A 17,205-nucleotide genomic window follows, 5' to 3' on the forward strand; every position below is an offset into this window, starting at 1 on the left:
GTCTCAGCGCGGGGGCGCCGGTCATATTTACTGTCCGGCGTAGACCGCAATCGCCTGCGCCGGACAGCTCTCAGATGTTTAACGGCCGTTGGCCTTGCGCCATTCGGCAAACATCGAAAGATTGTTCTCGTCCGTTGCGGGATAGAGGCCGATAATCGTATGGCCTGCCTTCACCCGCTCGACGACGAAATCCTCATAGGCCGTCATCTCGACCGCCTCGTCGGCAATTTCGTCGGCGATCTCTGCGGGAATGACGATGACGCTGTCGTCATCCCCGACCATGATGTCGCCCGGGAAGACCGCCACGTCGCCGCAGCCGATCGGCACGTTGATGTCGATTGCTTCGTGAAGCGTAAGATTGGTCGGACTGGAGGGCCGATGGTGGTAGGCGGGCATGTCAAGCTCGCCGATCGTCATCGCATCGCGAAAACCGCCATCGGTGACCACCCCCGCTCCGCCGCGCACCATAAGCCGCGTGATCAGGATGTCACCGGCGGACGCCGCCCGCGCATCCTTGCGGCTGTCCATGACCAGCACATGGCCTTCCGGGCAGGTCTCGATCGCGTGGCGCTGCGGATGCTTGGGATCGCGAAACACCGTCATCGGATTGCGATCCTCACGCGCCGGCATATAGCGCAGCGTAAAGGCCGGGCCGACCATATTGCGGCCCTTGGCGCGCACGGGACGCACATCCTGGATCGTCTGGTTTCTGAGGCCGCGCTTGTAGAGCGCCGAGCAGAGCGTCGCGACGGAGACGCCCATCAGTTTGTCACGGGTTGCAGGGTTCATTGTCTCTCCTCGATGCGTAATCAGTTGATCGCCGGCTCGGGCACCTTGGCGCCGAACTCGGTCTTCAGGAAATCGAAATCGCAGCCCTTGTCGGCCTGCTCGATATGCTTTGAGAACATGAAGCCGTAGCCGCGCTCATAGCGTGGCTCGGGCGCCACCCATGCCGCCTTGCGCGCTGACAGTTCCTCCTCCGACACCAGCATATTGAGGCTGCGAGCGGGGATATCGAGCTCCACCATGTCACCGGTCTTCAAGAGCGCCAGCGGCCCGCCGACGAACGCTTCCGGCGAGGCATGCAGCACGCAGGCGCCGAAACTGGTGCCCGACATCCGGGCATCGGAAATCCGCACCATGTCGCGAAGACCGAGTTTCAATAGCGCCTTCGGCATGGGGATCATGCCCCATTCCGGCATGCCCGGCCCGCCCTGCGGCCCGGCATTGCGCAGCACCAGCACCGTTTCCGGCGTCATCGGATAATCGGGATCGTCGATGATCTTTTTCAGCTCCGGATAGCTGTCGGCCACCAACGCCGGGCCGGTGTGCCTGTGGAATTTCGGATCGCAGGCCGCCGGCTTGATGACCGCACCATCCGGGCAGAGATTGCCCTTCAGCACGGCCAGCGACCCCTCGTGATAGACGGGGTTGGAAAGCGGCCGGATAACATCCTCGTTCCAGATCTTCACGTCCTCCACCCCGTCCGTCAGCGGCTTGCCGGTGACGGTGATCGCACTTGGATCAAGCTTGTCACCAAGCTGTTTCATCAGCGCGCGAAGCCCACCCGCATAGAAGAAATCCTCCATCAGATAGGTCGTGCCCGAAGGACGTATGTTGGCGATGACCGGCGTCGTGCGGCCGATGCGATCGAGATCGTCGAGTTCCAGCGGCACACCGGCGCGACGCGCCATGGCGATCAGGTGAATGATCGCATTGGTCGAACAGCCCGTCGCCATCGCCACCGTCACCGCATTGTTGACGGCAGCCTGCGTGATCACCTTGTCCGGTGTCAGGTCTTCCCACACCATCTCGACGATCCGCCGGCCGCAGGTGGCCGACATGCGCTGGTGGTTGGCATCGGCCGCCGGGATCGACGAGGCATTCGGCAGCGTCAGCCCCATCGCCTCGGCAATCGCCGTCATGGTCGAAGCGGTGCCCATGGTCATGCAGTGACCGTAGCTGCGGGCGATGCCGCCCTCGATGCCCTGCCACTCCTCCTTGGAAATCGTCCCGGCCCGCCGCTCGTCCCAGTATTTGAACCCGTCGGTACCGGAGCCCAACGCCTTGCCGGCATAATTGCCGCGCAGCATCGGCCCGGCTGGAAGGTAAATGAAAGGAATACCCATCGACACGGCGCCCATGACGAGGCCCGGCGTGGTCTTGTCGCAACCGCCCATCAGCACCGCCCCGTCGATCGGATGAGAGCGAAGCAGTTCCTCCGTCTCCATCGCCAGCATGTTGCGATAGAGCATGGTCGTCGGCTTGACGAAGTTTTCCGACAGCGACAGCGCCGGCAGTTCCATCGGGAACCCGCCCGCCTGCAGGACGCCGCGCTTCACCCATTCCGCCCGCTCGCGAAAATGCATGTGGCAGGGCTGCGCATCCGACCATGTGTTGATGATCGCAATGATCGGCCGGCCTTCCCAATCTTCTGGCGCATAGCCCATCTGCATGGTGCGCGACCGATGACCGAACGACCGCTGGTCGTCCGGCATCATCCAGCGCGCCGAGCGCAGTTCCTCGTAAGTCTTTTTCTTGTCTGCCATTCCAAACTCCCGTGCCTTGCAGCACTCCTGCGGGATCGAGATGATCCGTTATTCCGTGAAAGCTTCTTCGCGTTTGCGGCTGATGCTCGGCGACAGCACGAGCGCTAGAACCACGACGGCAAAGATCAGCAGCGACAGGCTGAGTGGGCTGCGTACGAAGATCGACGGATCGCCCTGGCTGATCAGCATGGCGCGGCGCAAATTCTCCTCCAGCATCGGCCCCAGAATGAAGCCGAGCAGAAGCGGCGCCGGCTCGAAGCGCATCTTCGAGAGCGCGAAGCCGACGACGCTGAAACCCGCCATGACGAAGACATCGAAGACGCTGTTGTTGATGCTGTAGGCGCCGATGCAGCAGAAACCGATGATCGCCGGAAACAGCAGGTGGTAAGGCACCGTCAGCATCCGCACCCACAGCCCGATCAGGGGCAGGTTGAGAATGACGAGCATCAGATTGCCGGACCACATGGAGACGATCATGCCCCAGAACAGATCCGGCTCGTCGGTGATCACATTCGGCCCGGGCGTGATGCCCTGAATGATCATCGCGCCCACCATCAGCGCCATCACCGGGTTGCCGGGAATGCCGAGCGTCAGCATAGGGATGAACGAGGTCTGCGCACCGGCATTGTTGGCGGATTCCGGTGCGGCAACCCCTTCGATCGCGCCCTTGCCGAATTCGGCGCGGTTGGGCGAGATGCGCTTTTCCATTGCATAGGACGCGAAGGATGCAAGCATCGCTCCGCCGCCCGGCAGCACGCCGAGGAAGGAGCCGAGTGCCGTGCCGCGCAGGACAGGCGCAATGATCCGCTTGAAATCGTCCTTCGTCAGCATCAGCCCGGTGACACGCTTGACGCCGACCGAGCGCTCCTGCTCGTTTTCAAGATTGCGCAGGATCTCGCAGATCCCGAAGATGCCCATGCTGACAGCAACGAAATTCAGGCCGTCATAGAGTTCGGGGATGTCGAAGACATAGCGCGGTGTGCCGCTCTCGACGTCCGTGCCGACCGTGCCGAGGATCAGACCGAAGACGATCATCGCAAAGGCCTTGAGCAGCGATCCGCTGGCGAGCGCGACCGAAGCGACGAGCCCCAGCACCATCAGCGAGAAATATTCCGCAGGACCGAAATTGAGCGCGACCGCAGCAAGCGGCGGAGCCGCAACGGCAAGCAGGATCGTCGCGACGGTGCCGGCAAAGAAGGAGCCAAGCGCGGCCGTCGCAAGTGCTGCGCCGGCGCGCCCATGGCGCGCCATCTGGTAGCCGTCGATCGCGGTGACGACGGACGAGCTTTCACCCGGCAGATTGATGAGAACGGCTGTGGTCGAGCCGCCATATTGCGCGCCGTAGAAAATGCCGGCCAGCATGATGAGCGCCGATTCCGGCGGCAGGCCGAATGTGATCGGCAAGAGCATGGCGATGGTGGCCGTCGGCCCAAGCCCCGGCAGGACGCCGATCGCCGTACCGAGAAGACAGCCGATAAAGCCGTAAAGCAGGTTCATCGGCAGGAAGGCGGTCGAGGCACCGAGCCAGAGGTTAGCGAAAATGTCCATATGCAATCCAATCCGGTTTCGTCGGCTGGCCCGAAGAGGCTAGATGCTGGCGTTAGAAGAGGTCGCCGATAAAGGGGATCCAGGGTCCGAAGGCTGAGACGGGAAGCGACAGAAGCTTCGTGAACAGCAGCACGGAACAGACCGCGAGAAACAGTCCGAGCAGGATCGAATGACGCCAGCTGGCATAGCGGCTGGCGGTCGCCACCCCGACGATGAGCAGGAACATGGTGGGCGCCAGGCCGAGCCCCGCAAGCAGGAGGCCGAAGCAGATAGGCGCCAGGATCACCAGAAAATAGGCCTTCCAGTTCCAGGCTTCCGGCTCGCCCTCCTCGGCATCGATAATCAACGACTGCACGATGATCAGCGCACCGATCACCATCAGAAGCAGGCTCAGCATTGTCGGGAAGTAACCCGGGCCCATCTGGAAGGAGTTGCCGACGTCCAGTTCACGGCCGAACCAGATGAACAGGAGGCCGACACAGATCATCGTCACGCCGCCGACGAAGTCGCGGCCGTTTCTAATTTTCAGCATGGCATGATACTCGCGTGTGAAAGATGTGCCGGCCGGGCATCAGATCCGGCCGGCAGATTGCCTCACTGCAGCGGCACGTTGGCGGCCTTGATGACCTCGGCCCACTTTGCCGTTTCCTTGTCGATGAAGGCTTGGAACTCGGCGGACGTATTGCCGACCGGCGTTACGCCCATCGCCTTGAGCTTTTCCTGCATCGCCGGCTCGGCGATGATCGCCTGCACTTCCTTCGAGAGCTTTTCGACGATTTCCGGTGGCGTGCCGGGAGGAGCGAAGAGACCGTGCCACGAGGTTGCCTCGAAGCCGGGAATGACGCTCGCCATCGTCGGCACGTCGGGCAGCAGATCGGCCTTTTCCAGGCTTGTCACGGCAAGCGCCTTGACCTTACCGGCCTTCACCTGCTGGGCGGCGGTCGGAATGTTGTCGAACATCATGTCGACGTGGCCGGCCACGACATCGAGGATCGCCTGACTGCTGCCCTTGTAGGGCACATGGGTGATCTTGATGCCGGTTTTGGTGGCCAGAAGCTCGCCTGCCAGATGGATGGATGTCCCGACGCCCGAGGACGCATAGGTATGCTTGCCCGGCTCCGTCTTGAGGAACGCGATTAGTTCCTCGACATTGTTCGCCTTGATCTTGTCCGGGTTGACGACCAGCACGTTGGGCAGGCTGGCAATCAGCGAGATCGGCGCGAAGCCCTTTTCCTTGTCGTAGGGAAGCTTCTGATAGAGCGTCTGGTTGATTGCATTGGAGCTGACCGTGCCCATGCCGATCGTGTAGCCGTCCGGCTTCGAGCGAGCGAGGTCGCCGAGGCCGATATTGCCGCCGGCACCGGGCTTGTTTTCAACGATGAAGCGCTGGCCGAGCCGCTTGTCGAGCTCCTCGGCCACAAGGCGGCCGAACGTATCGGTATTACCGCCTGCCGCGAACGGCACGACAACGGTTACGGTCTTGGATGGATAGTCATCGGCGCGGGCAGGCTGCAGGCCCGCCACGCACATGACGGCCGAAACGGCCGCGATTGTCGTAAATCGCTTGAGGTACATAAATCTTCCTCCACTTGTCCGGCCCCAGGCCAGCATCACCAACCCACCCTTCGAACCCTCCTGAACGAAGAAATGGAAGCGCTTTCATTTTAGCCTCTAATTCTCTTGCCGCAACCGCAGGAGGGAAAAATTAAATCAATAAAAATCAATTACTTGAGAATAATTCAACAAATCACTTCATCAAAGCACTTGATTACATTCAAAATGAAAGCGTAACTCATTTTGATAGGAAGGCGATATGGCTGACAGCGACCGGAACCACCTTATATCATCGAGCGGCCCGGTCACCCTGGCCGATATCGCGAAGCTGGCCGGCGTTTCGCCGGTCACGGTGTCGCGCGCCATAAACACGCCGGCGCTCGTCAAGCCGCGTACACTGGAAGCGATTGAAAAGGTCATCGCGAGAACTGGCTACGTGCCCAACCTTCTCGCAGGCGGACTGGCATCGAGACGGACGAGACTGATCGCCGCCATCGTGCCCTCTGTTTCAAGCACGATCTTTGCCGAGACCATTGAAGGATTGAACGCCGAACTCGTCTCTGCGGGCTACCAGCTTCTACTCGGCCTTTCCGGCTACGATCCCGGCCGCGAACTGGAGCTGACCCGCGCCATCCTGGCGCGTCGCCCTGACGGGATCATCCTGACAGGGATTACGCATCTGAAGGAAACGCGGGCCATGTTGACGGGCGCAGGCCTGCCCATCGTCGAAATATGGGATTCGACGCCCTCCCCGCTCGATACCGCAGTTGGCTTCTCGCATAGCGCCGTCGGGGCACTGGTCGCCGAGCATCTGTTGATCAGGGGTACGATCGCTACGCTCAGGTCGGAGCCAATGATCCACGTGCCGTCCAGCGCCGTGATGGCTTTATCGGGCGTTTGAAAGGAATTGCCGAGGTCGAACTACCGGCGCTGGAAATGAACTCGCCGTCGACATTCCGAGATGGCCGTCTGGCCATGGCGCAGCTTCTCGATAGCGGAAGTGGCACGCTTGGCGTGTTCTGTTCCTCGGACGTGGTCGCGCATGGCGCGTTGGCCGAAGCCAATTCCCGTGGCTGCAGCATGCCGGATGATCTGGCGATCATCGGCTTCGGCGATTTCGACTTCACGCCGCACACATCCCCCGCTCACGACGGTGCGCATCGATCGCCGCGAGATCGGCACGAAGGCCGCAAGGTCGATCCTCAGAAAGCTCGCCGGTGAGGATGTGGAGCAGATGATCGATATCGGCTTCCACATCGTAGCCCGCGGCACGGCGTAGATTTCAAGGCCGCTTGCCGAACTCCGCCGTTGCCCGCGTCCAGTGGCCAGCCTGTTCGGAAAGGGTGATGCCAAGTCCGGGGCGTGTCGGCACGATCATGCGGCCATCCTTGATCTCAAGCCGCTCGTTGAACAGCGGATCCAGCCAGTCGAAATGCTCGACCCATGGCTCCAGCTCATAGGCTGCAGCCAGATGCAGGTGGATTTCCATGGCGAAATGCGGCGCGAGTTGCAGCTTCTTCGCTTCCGCCAGCGCGCATATCTTCAAAAACTGCGTGATGCCGCCGACGCGCGGCGCATCCGGCTGGATGAAATCGACCGAATTGTTCTGGATCAGCGCGATATGCTCCAGAACGCTTGCCAGCATCTCGCCGGTCGCAATCGGCGTATCGAGCTGAGCTGCCAGCGCCGCATGCCCCTCGACGTCATAGGCGTCGAGCGGCTCCTCGATCCAGGTCAGGTTATAGGGCTCCATCAGCCTGCCGAAACGCATGGCGCTGGGGCGATCCCATTGCTGGTTGGCGTCGACCATCATGGCAGCACGGCCGCCGATTTTATCATGCACGGCCGCGACGCGCTTGAGATCGACCGCCATGTCGGGCTGCCCGACCTTGATCTTGATGCCGCCGATGCCGGCCGCGATCGACTGCTCGACATTGTCGAGAACCTCCTCGATCGGCGAGGACAGGAAGCCGCCGGACGTATTGTAGCACTGCACGCTATCGCGATGGGCGCCGAGCAGCTTGGCAAGCGGCAGGCCGGCGCGTTTGGCCTTGAGATCCCACAGCGCCACATCGAAAGCCGCGATCGCCTGGACGGCGAGACCACTGCGCCCGACCGAAGCCCCTGCCCAGCAGAGCTTGTTCCACAATTTGCCGATATCGTTCGGATCTTCACCGATCAGCACATTGGCGATTTCCTTGGCGTGCTCGTACTGCCCCGGGCCGCCGGCGCGCTTGGAATAGCTGAAGCCGATGCCGCTATGACCGTCCTTGGTTTCGATCTCGGCGAAAAGGAATGCTACTTCCGTTAGTGGCTTCTGCCGCCCGGTCAGCACCTTTGCGTCGCTGATGGGCGTCTTCAACGGCAGAAAGATCGATGACAGCTTGACCCAGGCAATGCTGTCTCCGATGCCGCTCTGATGCTGGGAGGCTGTGGTTTTCGAGCGCGTGTCCATTCGCTTCCTGCCTGTCGATGTTTCCTCTGGCCTTGACTGATACGGCGTCGATCAATTTAAGTCCAAATCGATTATTGACGACAATCTATACAGGATTTGAATGGATGCTGGACCTAGGTCAGGTAAGGTCATTCGTGGTTGTGGCGACCGAGCTGAACTTCAGCCGTGCCGCCAGACGCCTGAACATCACCCAGCCTCCGCTCAGCCGGCAGATCAAGCTGCTGGAGCAGGAACTGGATGTCACGCTGCTGGAAAGAACCAGCCGGCGGGTTGTCCTCACGCCGGCCGGCCTCGCATTCCTCGCGGAAGCACAGAAGCTCCTGGACCAGAGCAATGCGGCGATCGTTGCGACAAGGCGCACCGCCCGCGGCAATGCCGGATCGGTCAAGATCGCCTTCGTCGGCGCCACGACCTACAATTTTCTGCCAAAGCTGATCATCAGGGCGAGGACCCTTGCGCCTCAGATCGAACTGGAGCTGGTCCAGATGGAAACCGCCGAGCAGTTGCAGGCCATCAACGCCGGCGATGTCGACCTCGGCCTGTCACGTCCGCTCAGTGGCCCGCACCATCTGGAAAGCATGTCCGTCGCCCGGGAACCGATGATGCTCGCCATTCCCCGCGCCCATCCACTCGCCGCAAAGCGCCGACCATCGCTTGAGATGCTCGACGGCGAACCCTTCATCATGTTTTCCCCGCAGGCGCGTTACCTGCATGAGAAACTGACAAAGCTGATGGTAAACAGGACGATCACGCCGCGGGTCGTGCAGCACATGACGCATTCGCAGGCGATACTTTCGTTGGTCAGCGCGGGCATTGGCCTGGCGATCGTACCGGCAGGCACCCAGAACGCATGCTTCTGACGACATCGTATTTCGCCCGATGGATATTCAGGATGAATGTGTTGCAGAGCTTCACGCCATCTGGAGCCCGGACAACCGAAACTCGCTTCTACCGGAAATGCGCAGGATCGCTGCCGGCACCATGCCCGATCAGTGACCCGGCACTCACCGCCCTCAGGCCACCGGCCGCGCGATGGCGACAACAAAAGGTCGGCCGTTATAGGTTTCCCTGGTCAGCCGAACATCAATTCGCGTCATCGAACGGATGCCGCCGCCGTTGACGGCAAGCCCCCTGCCGATGGCACGCCCGACATCGATGCCGAAATCGATGGGCTTTCCTCTCGGCGCGGTACGCAACCAGTTGCTGACCATCGCGCTCCTGATTCGCAGTGCCAGGGCCAGCGACCGCTCGGCGATCAGCAGATTTTCAAAGGTTGACGTAAAGCGCCCGGCATCTGCCGCTCCAGCAGCACCATCCGGCCGACGCAGCATTTTATCGCCCAGGCCGATCGGACAAATACCCAGTTTGACGCCGGAAAATACCTCGTGCTTCATCAATTCGGGGCGCCCGGCCGTCACGGCAGAGACGCGCACTGCCCCGGCAAAGGCAGCCCCGGCGATCGGCACCATGATATCCGGCAATCGGATCACGGACTGCGATACCGCTTCGCCACCGGCCGTCTCTCCGGCGAACACCGCGAGAAGCTGCGGTAGCGACAGCACGACACGAAGCCCGTCATTACCTCCTGTTCGTGCCGCAGCGATCATGGTGATGCCCTCTGCTGAAAGCCTCAGCGGCGCTGGCCGATCAGATAGGCGTAATGATATTTGGTGGCTTTGTTCGGGATCGCGTCGACGGACGGACCGAACATTTTTTCCGGCGTCAGGATCTGCTTGGCATCCGTCGTCATCGGGATTGTGCCGAGAAGATAGATGTCGCGCGACATGAAGACCTGCGTGCCGAAGGAGTTTCCGACAGCATAATTAACCTGCAGAACGAAGGCACCGTGTCCTTCCTTCAGCATCTTTTCCTGGATCTCGACCTCATGCGCCTGCAGCCATTTGCGCACCCATACCGAGACCGATGCCTCGTTGAGGCTGGTGGCGGCATATTGCACGGCTGCGGCAACCGCACCGCCGCGCTGCATGCGATCGTTGAACTGTCTGGGACCGTCCTGCAGCGTCATGTAGCGCAGATCGGGACCTCTCTTCATGCCCTTCGGCGGTTCGATGTCGCTCTGCTGAACCGGACGAACGATAAGCTTGTCGCTCTGCACGCTGAAATTGGGCATCGGGTCCCCGCAATGATCTGAATGAAACAACAGCCGGCGCGAACCCGGCTTACGCGATGAAGAAGAAAGCGCCGCACGGAGCGGCGCTTTCCGGTCTGCGTATTAGGCAGCCTTCGTGGTCGCGAGATCGTAGGATGCGATCATCGGCGACTTTGGTGCATGGTTGTCGTCGTAAGGGGTGTACTTCACTTCAAGCTTGGTGAAGTTGAGCTTGATCGTTTCGACCGGGCGGTCACCGTTGGAATCGATCGAATAGCTGGCAATCAGAGTGTTGGTCAGCAGGTATTCGATATAGGTGTCGCCCGGGTTACCGGTCGTTACGAGATGAATGGTGGCGCGCTTGCCGGTACGGCCCGAGCACGCTTCACCGAAAAGCTTGGTCGACGAGGAATCGCTGACCTTGGTGAGGATGACTTCGGAAATGGTCGGCTCCGAAGCTTCGCGGTTCGCCGCAGAACCGGCAGACGTGTTCATGTTGCGGGACACGTTCCAGTGAATGGCTTCAATGTCCATCCACTGCTTGTGCTGCTCGTGGGTTGCGTCACCCTGGATACCATCAATCTGCAGATAAATCGGCATGCTAAAGCTCTCCTAATTATCGGTTTTCCCTAGTTGCGGCTAAGGCGCATTTGCCTTTCTCGCTGATCCCCGAGCACGTTTACGGCCCCGGGCTTCTTCATCCGCCTTGTGGCCATCATCGGCCTGCTCGGCGAATTTCGTGGACGGCGCCGCCTGTTCGGCTTCGATGCCGAAACGCTGCCCGTCGAATGCAATGATTATGTGTTTGATACGCAGTCCATCCGCGATTGCATCGAGGAAGAAAGTCGAAAGGATCGGAAGGAGATCGCGAGCGATCATCACCTCGATCGCACGCGCGCCCATCTCGCTGCTCTTGGCGCGGGACACGAGTGCCTCGCGCGCCTCCGGAGACAATGTCACCGCCGTCCCGTAGCTTGCGTAGACACGCTGGCGGATCCGCTCGATCTGCAGATCGACGATACCGGCCAACGTCTCGCCGTTCAGCGGCATGAAGGGTAGAACCGTGGTGCGGCCGACGAAGGCAGGCTTGAAGTGCTTCTGCAATTCCGGCAGCAGCAGCTGTTCCAGCGCCTCGCCCTCCGGCATCGTGTCCGGATCAGCGGCAAGCGACGTGAGCAGTTCCGAGCCGGTATTCGCGGTCATGAAAATGGTCGTGTTCTTGAAATCGATGTCGCGCCCTTCGCCGTCGCGCAACACGCCCTTGTCGAACACCTGGTAGAAAATTTCCTGGACGCCTGGATGCGCCTTGTCGATCTCATCGAGCAGGAGCACGCCATAGGGCCGGCGGCGGACCGCCTCGGTGAGCACGCCGCCCTCGCCATAGCCGACATAGCCGGCGGGCGAGCCGAGGAGCATGGAGATCTTATGCTCCTCCTTGAATTCCGACATGTTGATCGTCGTCAGGTGCTGGCTGCCGCCATAGAGCATGTCGGCCAGTGACAGCGCAGTCTCTGTCTTGCCCGTGCCGGACATGCCGACCAGCAGGAAGACGGCGGGTGGTCGGCGCGGGTCGTTGAGACCGGCGCGCGCAGCACGCATGGCGGCAGCAATTCTCTCAAGCGCCGCATCCTGCCCGAGGACACGCTCCTTCAGCCTGGCATCGAGCGTTTTCACCGTCTCAACCTGGTCGGACAGCAGCTTGCCGACAGGAATGCCGGTCCAGCGCGCCACGATGGCTGCGATGACATCCTCGTTCACCACGCGCGGGATGAGCGGCGCCTCACCGGCCACCGTCGCAAGATTGCGCTCAGTCGACAGCAACGCCGATCGCGCACTTTCCGGTGTCATGGCATGCGGCGGGAACGGCGCGACATTGGTCTCGCCCGGAGCCTCGCCAGTCTCCGGCACCGCCTTGGCGATCGGCGAGACGGCAGCGTCCTCGGAAAACACTTCTTCCAGTCGGTCGGCCTCACGGGCAAGCCGCATCTCATCGTCGAACTTTACGGACAGAAGCTCGATTTCGCGAACGACATCGGAGCGCTCGCTGGCGATTCGGGCAAGGCGCGCGGCAATCTCTTCGGTTTCCGGCTCGGCCGAAAGCCAGCGTTCTTCCGCTTCCAGAAGATCGCGCTCGTTTTCCAGGAGCTTGATCGCTTCCGGCTGGGTCTGGCGCGCCAGCGCCACCGTTGCGGCAGCGGTATCGAGAAGGCTGATCGCCTTGTCCGGCAATTGCCGGTCGGGAATGTAGCGCATCGACAGGCGAACCGCAGCGCCGATCGCTTCGTCGCGGATACGCACGCCGTGATGCAGTTTCAGCTTGTCGGCCACGCCGCGCAGCATGCGGATCGCCGTCTTTTCATCCGGTTCCTGCACCATGACCGTCTGGAAACGGCGGGTCAGCGCAGCATCCTTTTCGAAATAGCGCTTGTACTCGCTCCAGGTCGTCGCCGCGATCGTCCGCAGTTCACCACGCGCCAGAGCCGGCTTGAGGATGTTTGCGGCGTCCCCTGCCCGGCCTGCCCACCGGCGCCGATCAGGCCATGCGCTTCGTCGATGAAGAGGATGACGGGCTGTTCGGAGGTCTTCACCGCGTCGACAACGCCATGCAGGCGCCGCTCGAACTCGCCCTTCACACCGGCGCCCGCCTGCAAAAGGCTGAGATCCAGCAGCAGCAGCTTCACGTCCTTCAGCCGATCCGGCACTCGGCCGGCAGCGATTTCCTGAGCAAAAGCCTCGGCGACGGCCGTTTTGCCGACGCCTGCCTCACCCACGAGGATCGGATTGTTCTGCCGGCGGCGCATCAGGATGTCTATGACCTGTCGAAGCTCGCGGTCGCGACCGATAATCGGATCGATCCGTCCTTCACGCGCCTCAGCGGTCATGTCGCGGGTATAGAGCCGAAGGAATTCGTTCTGGGCGAACGAAGAAGCCGGCGATCCAAACGCCGGCTCATCAGAGGTTTTCGCATTCGCATCCGACCCCGCCTTTTCAAGCAGGGTCTCGAGCGTCGCTCGGTCGAGCGAGCGAAGCGAAGGCGCGATGCCGCGAGCAACGACACGCAGCGCAGAGTCGGTACTTAGTGCAGCAAGTAAATCAACCAACTGGATCATTTTACGTCCAGCTTGGAGGGATGTGATGAGCCAGGCTTCCCTGGCAAGAGAGATCAAATTCTGGGAAAGGGAGAGCGACGAACCGTCGGACCTTGGCAGGTCTCCGATCGATACGTCCAGCTCGGTCCGCAGCATTTCAGACTGGATCCCGAGCTGTTCGAAAACCGCAGTCGAGGCGGCGTCGTCAAGCAGTGCACGCAGCCAATGGGAAATCTCGACGGATGAATGTTGATGCCGCGCGGCGAGCGACGCGGCTGTCTCAAGACCGACACGCAAATTGGGCTCAAGGGTTCTTATCAGCCGATTGAGATCGACATGCGACATGCAGAGAACCTTGTATTCGTGTTTGACAATCAACTTTCTTAGAAATGCGTGGAGACAACTAGGGCGATCATACAGGCTTGTCTAGACTGAAAAGCGCACTATTTCCAAAAATAGAATTTCAGCTTGCCGTCATAAAAATGTCACCTCGGATACGAGGTTGACAACCCAATATCAGCCCAACAAGATGTGGGCATTTTTAATTTTGCTATCCAATACGGAGAATAAATTCGCGTGAATGTGCGGCATATCGTGGATCCACTTAATGAAATCGCCCCATGCGGAGAAAACGTCCGGAACAATACTTCCGCACGTGAAATATACTATAGAATTAAGGACGCCAGAAACGCCGCCAGAGCTGCTGAACGTGGAATAAATCCAGGCGAAACTATTGCACTTTCACCTATCTGGCACGACGTTAGCAACCTGGGATTGCGAATTCTTTCTTCAACAAGTAAAGATATAGAGGTTCTGGCCTGGTTGGCGGAGGCCCAGATCAGGCTGCGCGGCTTCGAAGGATTGCGCGACGTCTACCTGTCGGCCGTGTCGCTTTTAGACAATTATTTCGATGACCTTCATTCCATTGACGACGAGGATCCGGAGGAGCGTTTCGCGCCTTTTGCCGGCCTGAACGGCCTAGGAAGCGAAGGCACGATCATCCAGGCCATCCGCCTCACATCCCTGATTCCCGGGGAAAATTCGCTCAGCACACGTTATGGGACTTCCAGATTGCCCAGCGTCCGGGCGAGACGGCGCAGCGCGAGGAACTGCAGCAGGCAGCGACCGATGCGGGTGTCGCGAATATGGCAGCACATCTTAGCGTGCTAACGGACTGCATCGCCGCTTTTGACCGAATGGTCGAAATACTTGACGAACGGTGCGGCAGTACCGCCCCCCAGTTCGAATACACGCAATGTTTTGCATGAGGCGGCTTCTGCCATCCGCGTGCTCGCCGGCATCGGCGATGCCGATCCGGTTTCGTCCCCGGCAGAAAGCGTCGAAACGGCACCTGTTTCCGGCGATCTGCCCCAGGACGATATCCCTGCACCCGCTCCAGCGCGGCTTCCTACGGCGGATGCCATCCGTTCTCGCGAGGAAGCCTTCGAAATTCTCGTCGCCGTGGCCCGCTATTTCAGGCGCACGGAACCACACTCGCCGATTTCCATGTCGATAGAAACGCTCGTGCGACGCGGGCGCATGGATTTCTCCGAGCTTCTTGCCGAGCTGATGCCCGAGCAGCACGCACGCCATGCGGTGCTGACGGCAGCCGGCATCCAGCCCTCGACCGAAAATAGGGGAGGTTGAGGACAACACACCGCGCGGCTCCGGCCCGTAAGCAATCCACACCAATCTGAATTTTTATCTGCCCATGGCAGGAAGGAGATACCCGATGGCAAGTGTGCACGAGAAACTGGAAAGGGTTCGTAAGCCCCGCGTCCATATCAAGTACGAAGTCGAAACCGAAGGTGCGATGGTGGTCAAGGAGCTGCCCTTCGTCGTCGGCGTCCTCGGCGATTTTTCGGGCAACCCCACCCAGCCGCTCAAGCCCTTCGGTGAGCGCAAGTTCGTCCAGATCGACCGCGACAACTTCGATGACGTGATGCGCCGCATGACGCCGGGTCTCACCATGTCGGTCGACAATACGCTCAAGGGCGACGGCACCCAGCTTCCGGTCAATCTGAAGTTCGAGAGCATGGCCGATTTCGAGCCGGGCGCGGTGGTCAACCAGGTTCCGGCGCTGAAGGCACTGCTCGATGCGCGCAACGAACTGCGCGACCTGATGAGCAAGGCCGACCGTTCGGAAGAGCTGGAGCGCCTTCTCGAAGACATCCTGCAGAACAAGGCCGATCTCTCGCAGCTTGTTGCCCAGCTCGGCGGCGACAAGACCGAAGAGAAGAAGGATCAGGTCAACTGATAGGCGGCGACGCGCATCTCCCCATCATGGGGACGGCGCATCCCGACCAGTTGGCCCTGTCGTTTGGTTGAGCATCGCAGTCCCGGAGGAGCTTTTCGGACCGTTGCTCGCAATGAAGGATTTGAGATATGAGTGCTGATACACAGTTGCAGACAAAGGAAGAGGCCGGTTTCGCATCGGAACAGGACCTGCTTTCCAAGGTCGTCTCGGCCACCCGCCAGACCGAACCGAACCGTGCCCAGGATCTGCTGCGCACGCTGACCGACCAGGCCCTGAAGGGAACGGTCACCTATGACCGCAACCTGACGATTACCCTGAACAACGCGATCGCCGAGCTCGACAAGACGATCTCGGCCCAGCTTGCCGCCATCATGCAGGCACCGGAATTCGTGAAGCTTGAGGGCACCTGGCGCGGCCTGAACTATCTCGTCAAGAATTCCGAGACGAGCGTCAACCTGAAGATCCGCGTGCTGAACGCCTCCAAGCGAGACGTCAGCAAGGATCTGGCCAAGGCCGTCGAATTCGACCAATCGCGCCTGTTCAAGTCCATCTATGAAGACGAGTTCGGCACCCCGGGCGGCGAGCCGATGGGCGCCATCATCGGCGATTACGAGTTCGACAACTCCTTCGACGATGTCCAGACGCTTCAGGGTGTCTCCTCTATCGCGGCGGCCGCCTTCGCTCCGTTCATCTCGGCAGCAAGCCCGCGCATGTTCGGCTTCGATGACTACCGCGAACTTTCCAAGCCGCGCGATCTCGAAAAGATCTTCGAGACGGTCGAATACGCCAAGTGGCGCGGCCTGCGCGACAGCGACGACTTCTCGCTTCGTCACGCTCGCCATGCCGCGCGTTCTCTCCCGCATGCCCTACGGCCCGAAGACCAGCCCGATCGACGAGTTCAACTACGACGAAACCGGCGGTTCGAAGAACGGCGAGCTGCCGCATGAGAACTATTGCTGGATGAATGCCGCCTACGTCATGGGCACCCGCCTGACCGACGCCTTCGCCAAGAGCGGCTGGTGCACGGCGATCCGCGGCGCCGAGAACGGCGGCAAGGTCGAAGGCCTGCCGATGCACATCTTCTCCAGCGACGATGGCGATCTCGACCTGAAATGCCCGACGGAAGTCGGCATTACCGACCGCCGTGACGCAGAACTCGGCAAGCTCGGCTTCCTGCCGCTGTGCCACTACAAGAACACCGACTATGCCGTGTTCTTCGGCGCCCAGACAGCCCACAAGCCGAAGCTCTACGACCGTCCGGAAGCGACGGCCAACGCCGCCGTCTCGGCCCGCCTACCCTACATGATGGCCACGTCCCGTTTCGCCCATTACCTCAAGGTCATGGGTCGCGACAAGATCGGCTCGTTCATGGAAGCGGAGGATTGCGAGGCCTGGCTGAACCGCTGGATCTCCAACTACGTCAACGCCAATGACGCTGCCGGCGAAGAGTCCCGCGCCAAGTACCCGCTGCGCGATGCTAAGGTCACCGTTCAGGAAATCCCGGGCAAGCCGGGCGCCTATAACGCGGTGGCCTGGATGCGCCCATGGCTGCAGATGGAGGAGTTGACCACTTCTCTGCGGATGGTCGCTCGGATTCCTTCGAAATCCTGACGCGACGGCACGCGCGGCGCTCCCTCGCCGCG

Annotated in this window: 12 protein-coding genes and 4 pseudogenes; 6 read left to right on the forward strand and 10 right to left on the reverse strand. The window is 60.7% G+C overall.

From position 1 onward, the window contains the following. Nucleotides 1-78 precede the first annotated feature (78 nt). The 5 genes from N7E02_RS11740 to N7E02_RS11760 all read right to left on the reverse strand — a co-directional run bounded on the left by N7E02_RS11740 (nucleotide 79) and on the right by N7E02_RS11760 (nucleotide 5,672). Nucleotides 79-789 (reverse strand): ribonuclease activity regulator RraA, encoded by a 711-nt coding sequence (locus N7E02_RS11740; protein WP_286582109.1) that lies wholly within the window; start codon nucleotides 787-789, stop codon nucleotides 79-81. Between the two features lie 20 nt (nucleotides 790-809). Further along, nucleotides 810-2,549 carry an L-arabinonate dehydratase gene (gene araD, locus N7E02_RS11745; protein ID WP_286582111.1) on the reverse strand — a complete coding sequence of 580 codons (1,740 nt, stop codon included), beginning with the start codon at nucleotides 2,547-2,549 and terminating at the stop codon, nucleotides 810-812. Between the two features lie 48 nt (nucleotides 2,550-2,597). Then, nucleotides 2,598-4,097: a tripartite tricarboxylate transporter permease gene (locus N7E02_RS11750; RefSeq protein WP_286582113.1), complete on the reverse strand. Its 1,500-nt coding sequence runs from the start codon at nucleotides 4,095-4,097 to the stop codon at nucleotides 2,598-2,600. A gap of 52 nt (nucleotides 4,098-4,149) precedes the next feature. Continuing rightward, a complete protein-coding gene (locus N7E02_RS11755; RefSeq protein WP_286582114.1) occupies nucleotides 4,150-4,629 on the reverse strand; it encodes a tripartite tricarboxylate transporter TctB family protein in 480 nt (159 codons plus the stop codon). A gap of 62 nt (nucleotides 4,630-4,691) precedes the next feature. Continuing rightward, nucleotides 4,692-5,672, reverse strand: a complete 981-nt coding sequence (locus tag N7E02_RS11760; protein WP_286582116.1) for a Bug family tripartite tricarboxylate transporter substrate binding protein — start codon at nucleotides 5,670-5,672, stop codon at nucleotides 4,692-4,694. Between the two features lie 238 nt (nucleotides 5,673-5,910). Here N7E02_RS11760 and N7E02_RS11765 point away from each other — a divergent pair, with 238 nt between their 5' ends. Together N7E02_RS11765 and N7E02_RS11770 are read left to right on the forward strand one after the other, a co-directional pair. Further along, nucleotides 5,911-6,552, forward strand: coding sequence for a LacI family DNA-binding transcriptional regulator (locus tag N7E02_RS11765; RefSeq protein ID WP_286582117.1), 642 nt, complete (start codon nucleotides 5,911-5,913; stop codon nucleotides 6,550-6,552). Continuing rightward, nucleotides 6,525-6,872, forward strand: a pseudogene (locus N7E02_RS11770) (substrate-binding domain-containing protein); the annotation flags it as partial. The gene N7E02_RS11765 and the pseudogene N7E02_RS11770, both read left to right, overlap by 28 nt. Nucleotides 6,873-6,933: 61 nt before the next feature. Here the strand turns inward: N7E02_RS11770 and N7E02_RS11775 are convergent. After that, on the reverse strand, nucleotides 6,934-8,106 hold the full coding sequence (locus N7E02_RS11775; RefSeq protein ID WP_286582118.1) for an L-talarate/galactarate dehydratase: 1,173 nt from the start codon (nucleotides 8,104-8,106) through the stop codon (nucleotides 6,934-6,936). A gap of 104 nt (nucleotides 8,107-8,210) precedes the next feature. Here N7E02_RS11775 and N7E02_RS11780 point away from each other — a divergent pair, with 104 nt between their 5' ends. Then, entirely contained in the window at nucleotides 8,211-8,966 is a 756-nt protein-coding gene (locus tag N7E02_RS11780) for a LysR family transcriptional regulator (protein ID WP_286582119.1), read from the forward strand. Nucleotides 8,967-9,119: 153 nt separating this feature from the next. On the opposite strand, the gene N7E02_RS11785 is transcribed toward N7E02_RS11780, so the two are convergent. From N7E02_RS11785 to tssH, 4 genes and pseudogenes are all read right to left on the reverse strand, one after another. Next, entirely contained in the window at nucleotides 9,120-9,713 is a 594-nt protein-coding gene (locus N7E02_RS11785; protein ID WP_286582121.1) for an RNase A-like domain-containing protein, read from the reverse strand. Nucleotides 9,714-9,736: 23 nt separating this feature from the next. After that, nucleotides 9,737-10,237, reverse strand: coding sequence for a hypothetical protein (locus N7E02_RS11790; protein WP_286582122.1), 501 nt, complete (start codon nucleotides 10,235-10,237; stop codon nucleotides 9,737-9,739). A gap of 102 nt (nucleotides 10,238-10,339) precedes the next feature. Then, a complete protein-coding gene (locus N7E02_RS11795) occupies nucleotides 10,340-10,816 on the reverse strand; it encodes an Hcp family type VI secretion system effector (protein WP_092998656.1) in 477 nt (158 codons plus the stop codon). A 39-nt stretch (nucleotides 10,817-10,855) separates the two neighbouring features. Next, a pseudogene (gene tssH, locus N7E02_RS11800) lies at nucleotides 10,856-13,650 on the reverse strand (type VI secretion system ATPase TssH). Between the two features lie 231 nt (nucleotides 13,651-13,881). Here tssH and tssA point away from each other — a divergent pair. From tssA to tssC, 3 genes and pseudogenes are all read left to right on the forward strand, one after another. Further along, nucleotides 13,882-14,952: pseudogene (gene tssA / locus N7E02_RS11805) on the forward strand (type VI secretion system protein TssA). Nucleotides 14,953-15,037: 85 nt separating this feature from the next. Continuing rightward, complete coding sequence (gene tssB, locus N7E02_RS11810) at nucleotides 15,038-15,562, forward strand: type VI secretion system contractile sheath small subunit (protein WP_286582124.1); 525 nt, start codon at nucleotides 15,038-15,040, stop codon at nucleotides 15,560-15,562. 128 nt (nucleotides 15,563-15,690) lie between these two features. Then, nucleotides 15,691-17,173: pseudogene (tssC, locus tag N7E02_RS29645) on the forward strand (type VI secretion system contractile sheath large subunit). Nucleotides 17,174-17,205 lie beyond the last annotated feature (32 nt).

It is taken from the genome of Terrirhizobium terrae, from assembly GCF_030323265.1.
Lineage (GTDB): Bacteria > Pseudomonadota > Alphaproteobacteria > Rhizobiales > Rhizobiaceae > Neorhizobium.

Bases quoted from the DNA above. Each gene is read 5' to 3' on its own strand.
- N7E02_RS11750 (WP_286582113.1), bottom strand. From the start codon at position 4,097: ATGGACATTTTCGCTAACCTCTGGCTCGGTGCCTCGACCGCCTTCCTG.
- N7E02_RS11765 (WP_286582117.1), top strand. From the start codon at position 5,911: ATGGCTGACAGCGACCGGAACCACCTTATATCATCGAGCGGCCCGGTC.
- N7E02_RS11755 (WP_286582114.1), bottom strand. From the start codon at position 4,629: ATGCTGAAAATTAGAAACGGCCGCGACTTCGTCGGCGGCGTGACGATG.
- N7E02_RS11775 (WP_286582118.1), bottom strand. From the start codon at position 8,106: ATGGACACGCGCTCGAAAACCACAGCCTCCCAGCATCAGAGCGGCATC.
- N7E02_RS11760 (WP_286582116.1), bottom strand. From the start codon at position 5,672: ATGTACCTCAAGCGATTTACGACAATCGCGGCCGTTTCGGCCGTCATG.
- N7E02_RS11790 (WP_286582122.1), bottom strand. From the start codon at position 10,237: ATGCCCAATTTCAGCGTGCAGAGCGACAAGCTTATCGTTCGTCCGGTT.
- N7E02_RS11780 (WP_286582119.1), top strand. From the start codon at position 8,211: ATGCTGGACCTAGGTCAGGTAAGGTCATTCGTGGTTGTGGCGACCGAG.
- araD (WP_286582111.1), bottom strand. From the start codon at position 2,549: ATGGCAGACAAGAAAAAGACTTACGAGGAACTGCGCTCGGCGCGCTGG.
- N7E02_RS11740 (WP_286582109.1), bottom strand. From the start codon at position 789: ATGAACCCTGCAACCCGTGACAAACTGATGGGCGTCTCCGTCGCGACG.
- tssB (WP_286582124.1), top strand. From the start codon at position 15,038: ATGGCAAGTGTGCACGAGAAACTGGAAAGGGTTCGTAAGCCCCGCGTC.
- N7E02_RS11785 (WP_286582121.1), bottom strand. From the start codon at position 9,713: ATGATCGCTGCGGCACGAACAGGAGGTAATGACGGGCTTCGTGTCGTG.
- N7E02_RS11795 (WP_092998656.1), bottom strand. From the start codon at position 10,816: ATGCCGATTTATCTGCAGATTGATGGTATCCAGGGTGACGCAACCCAC.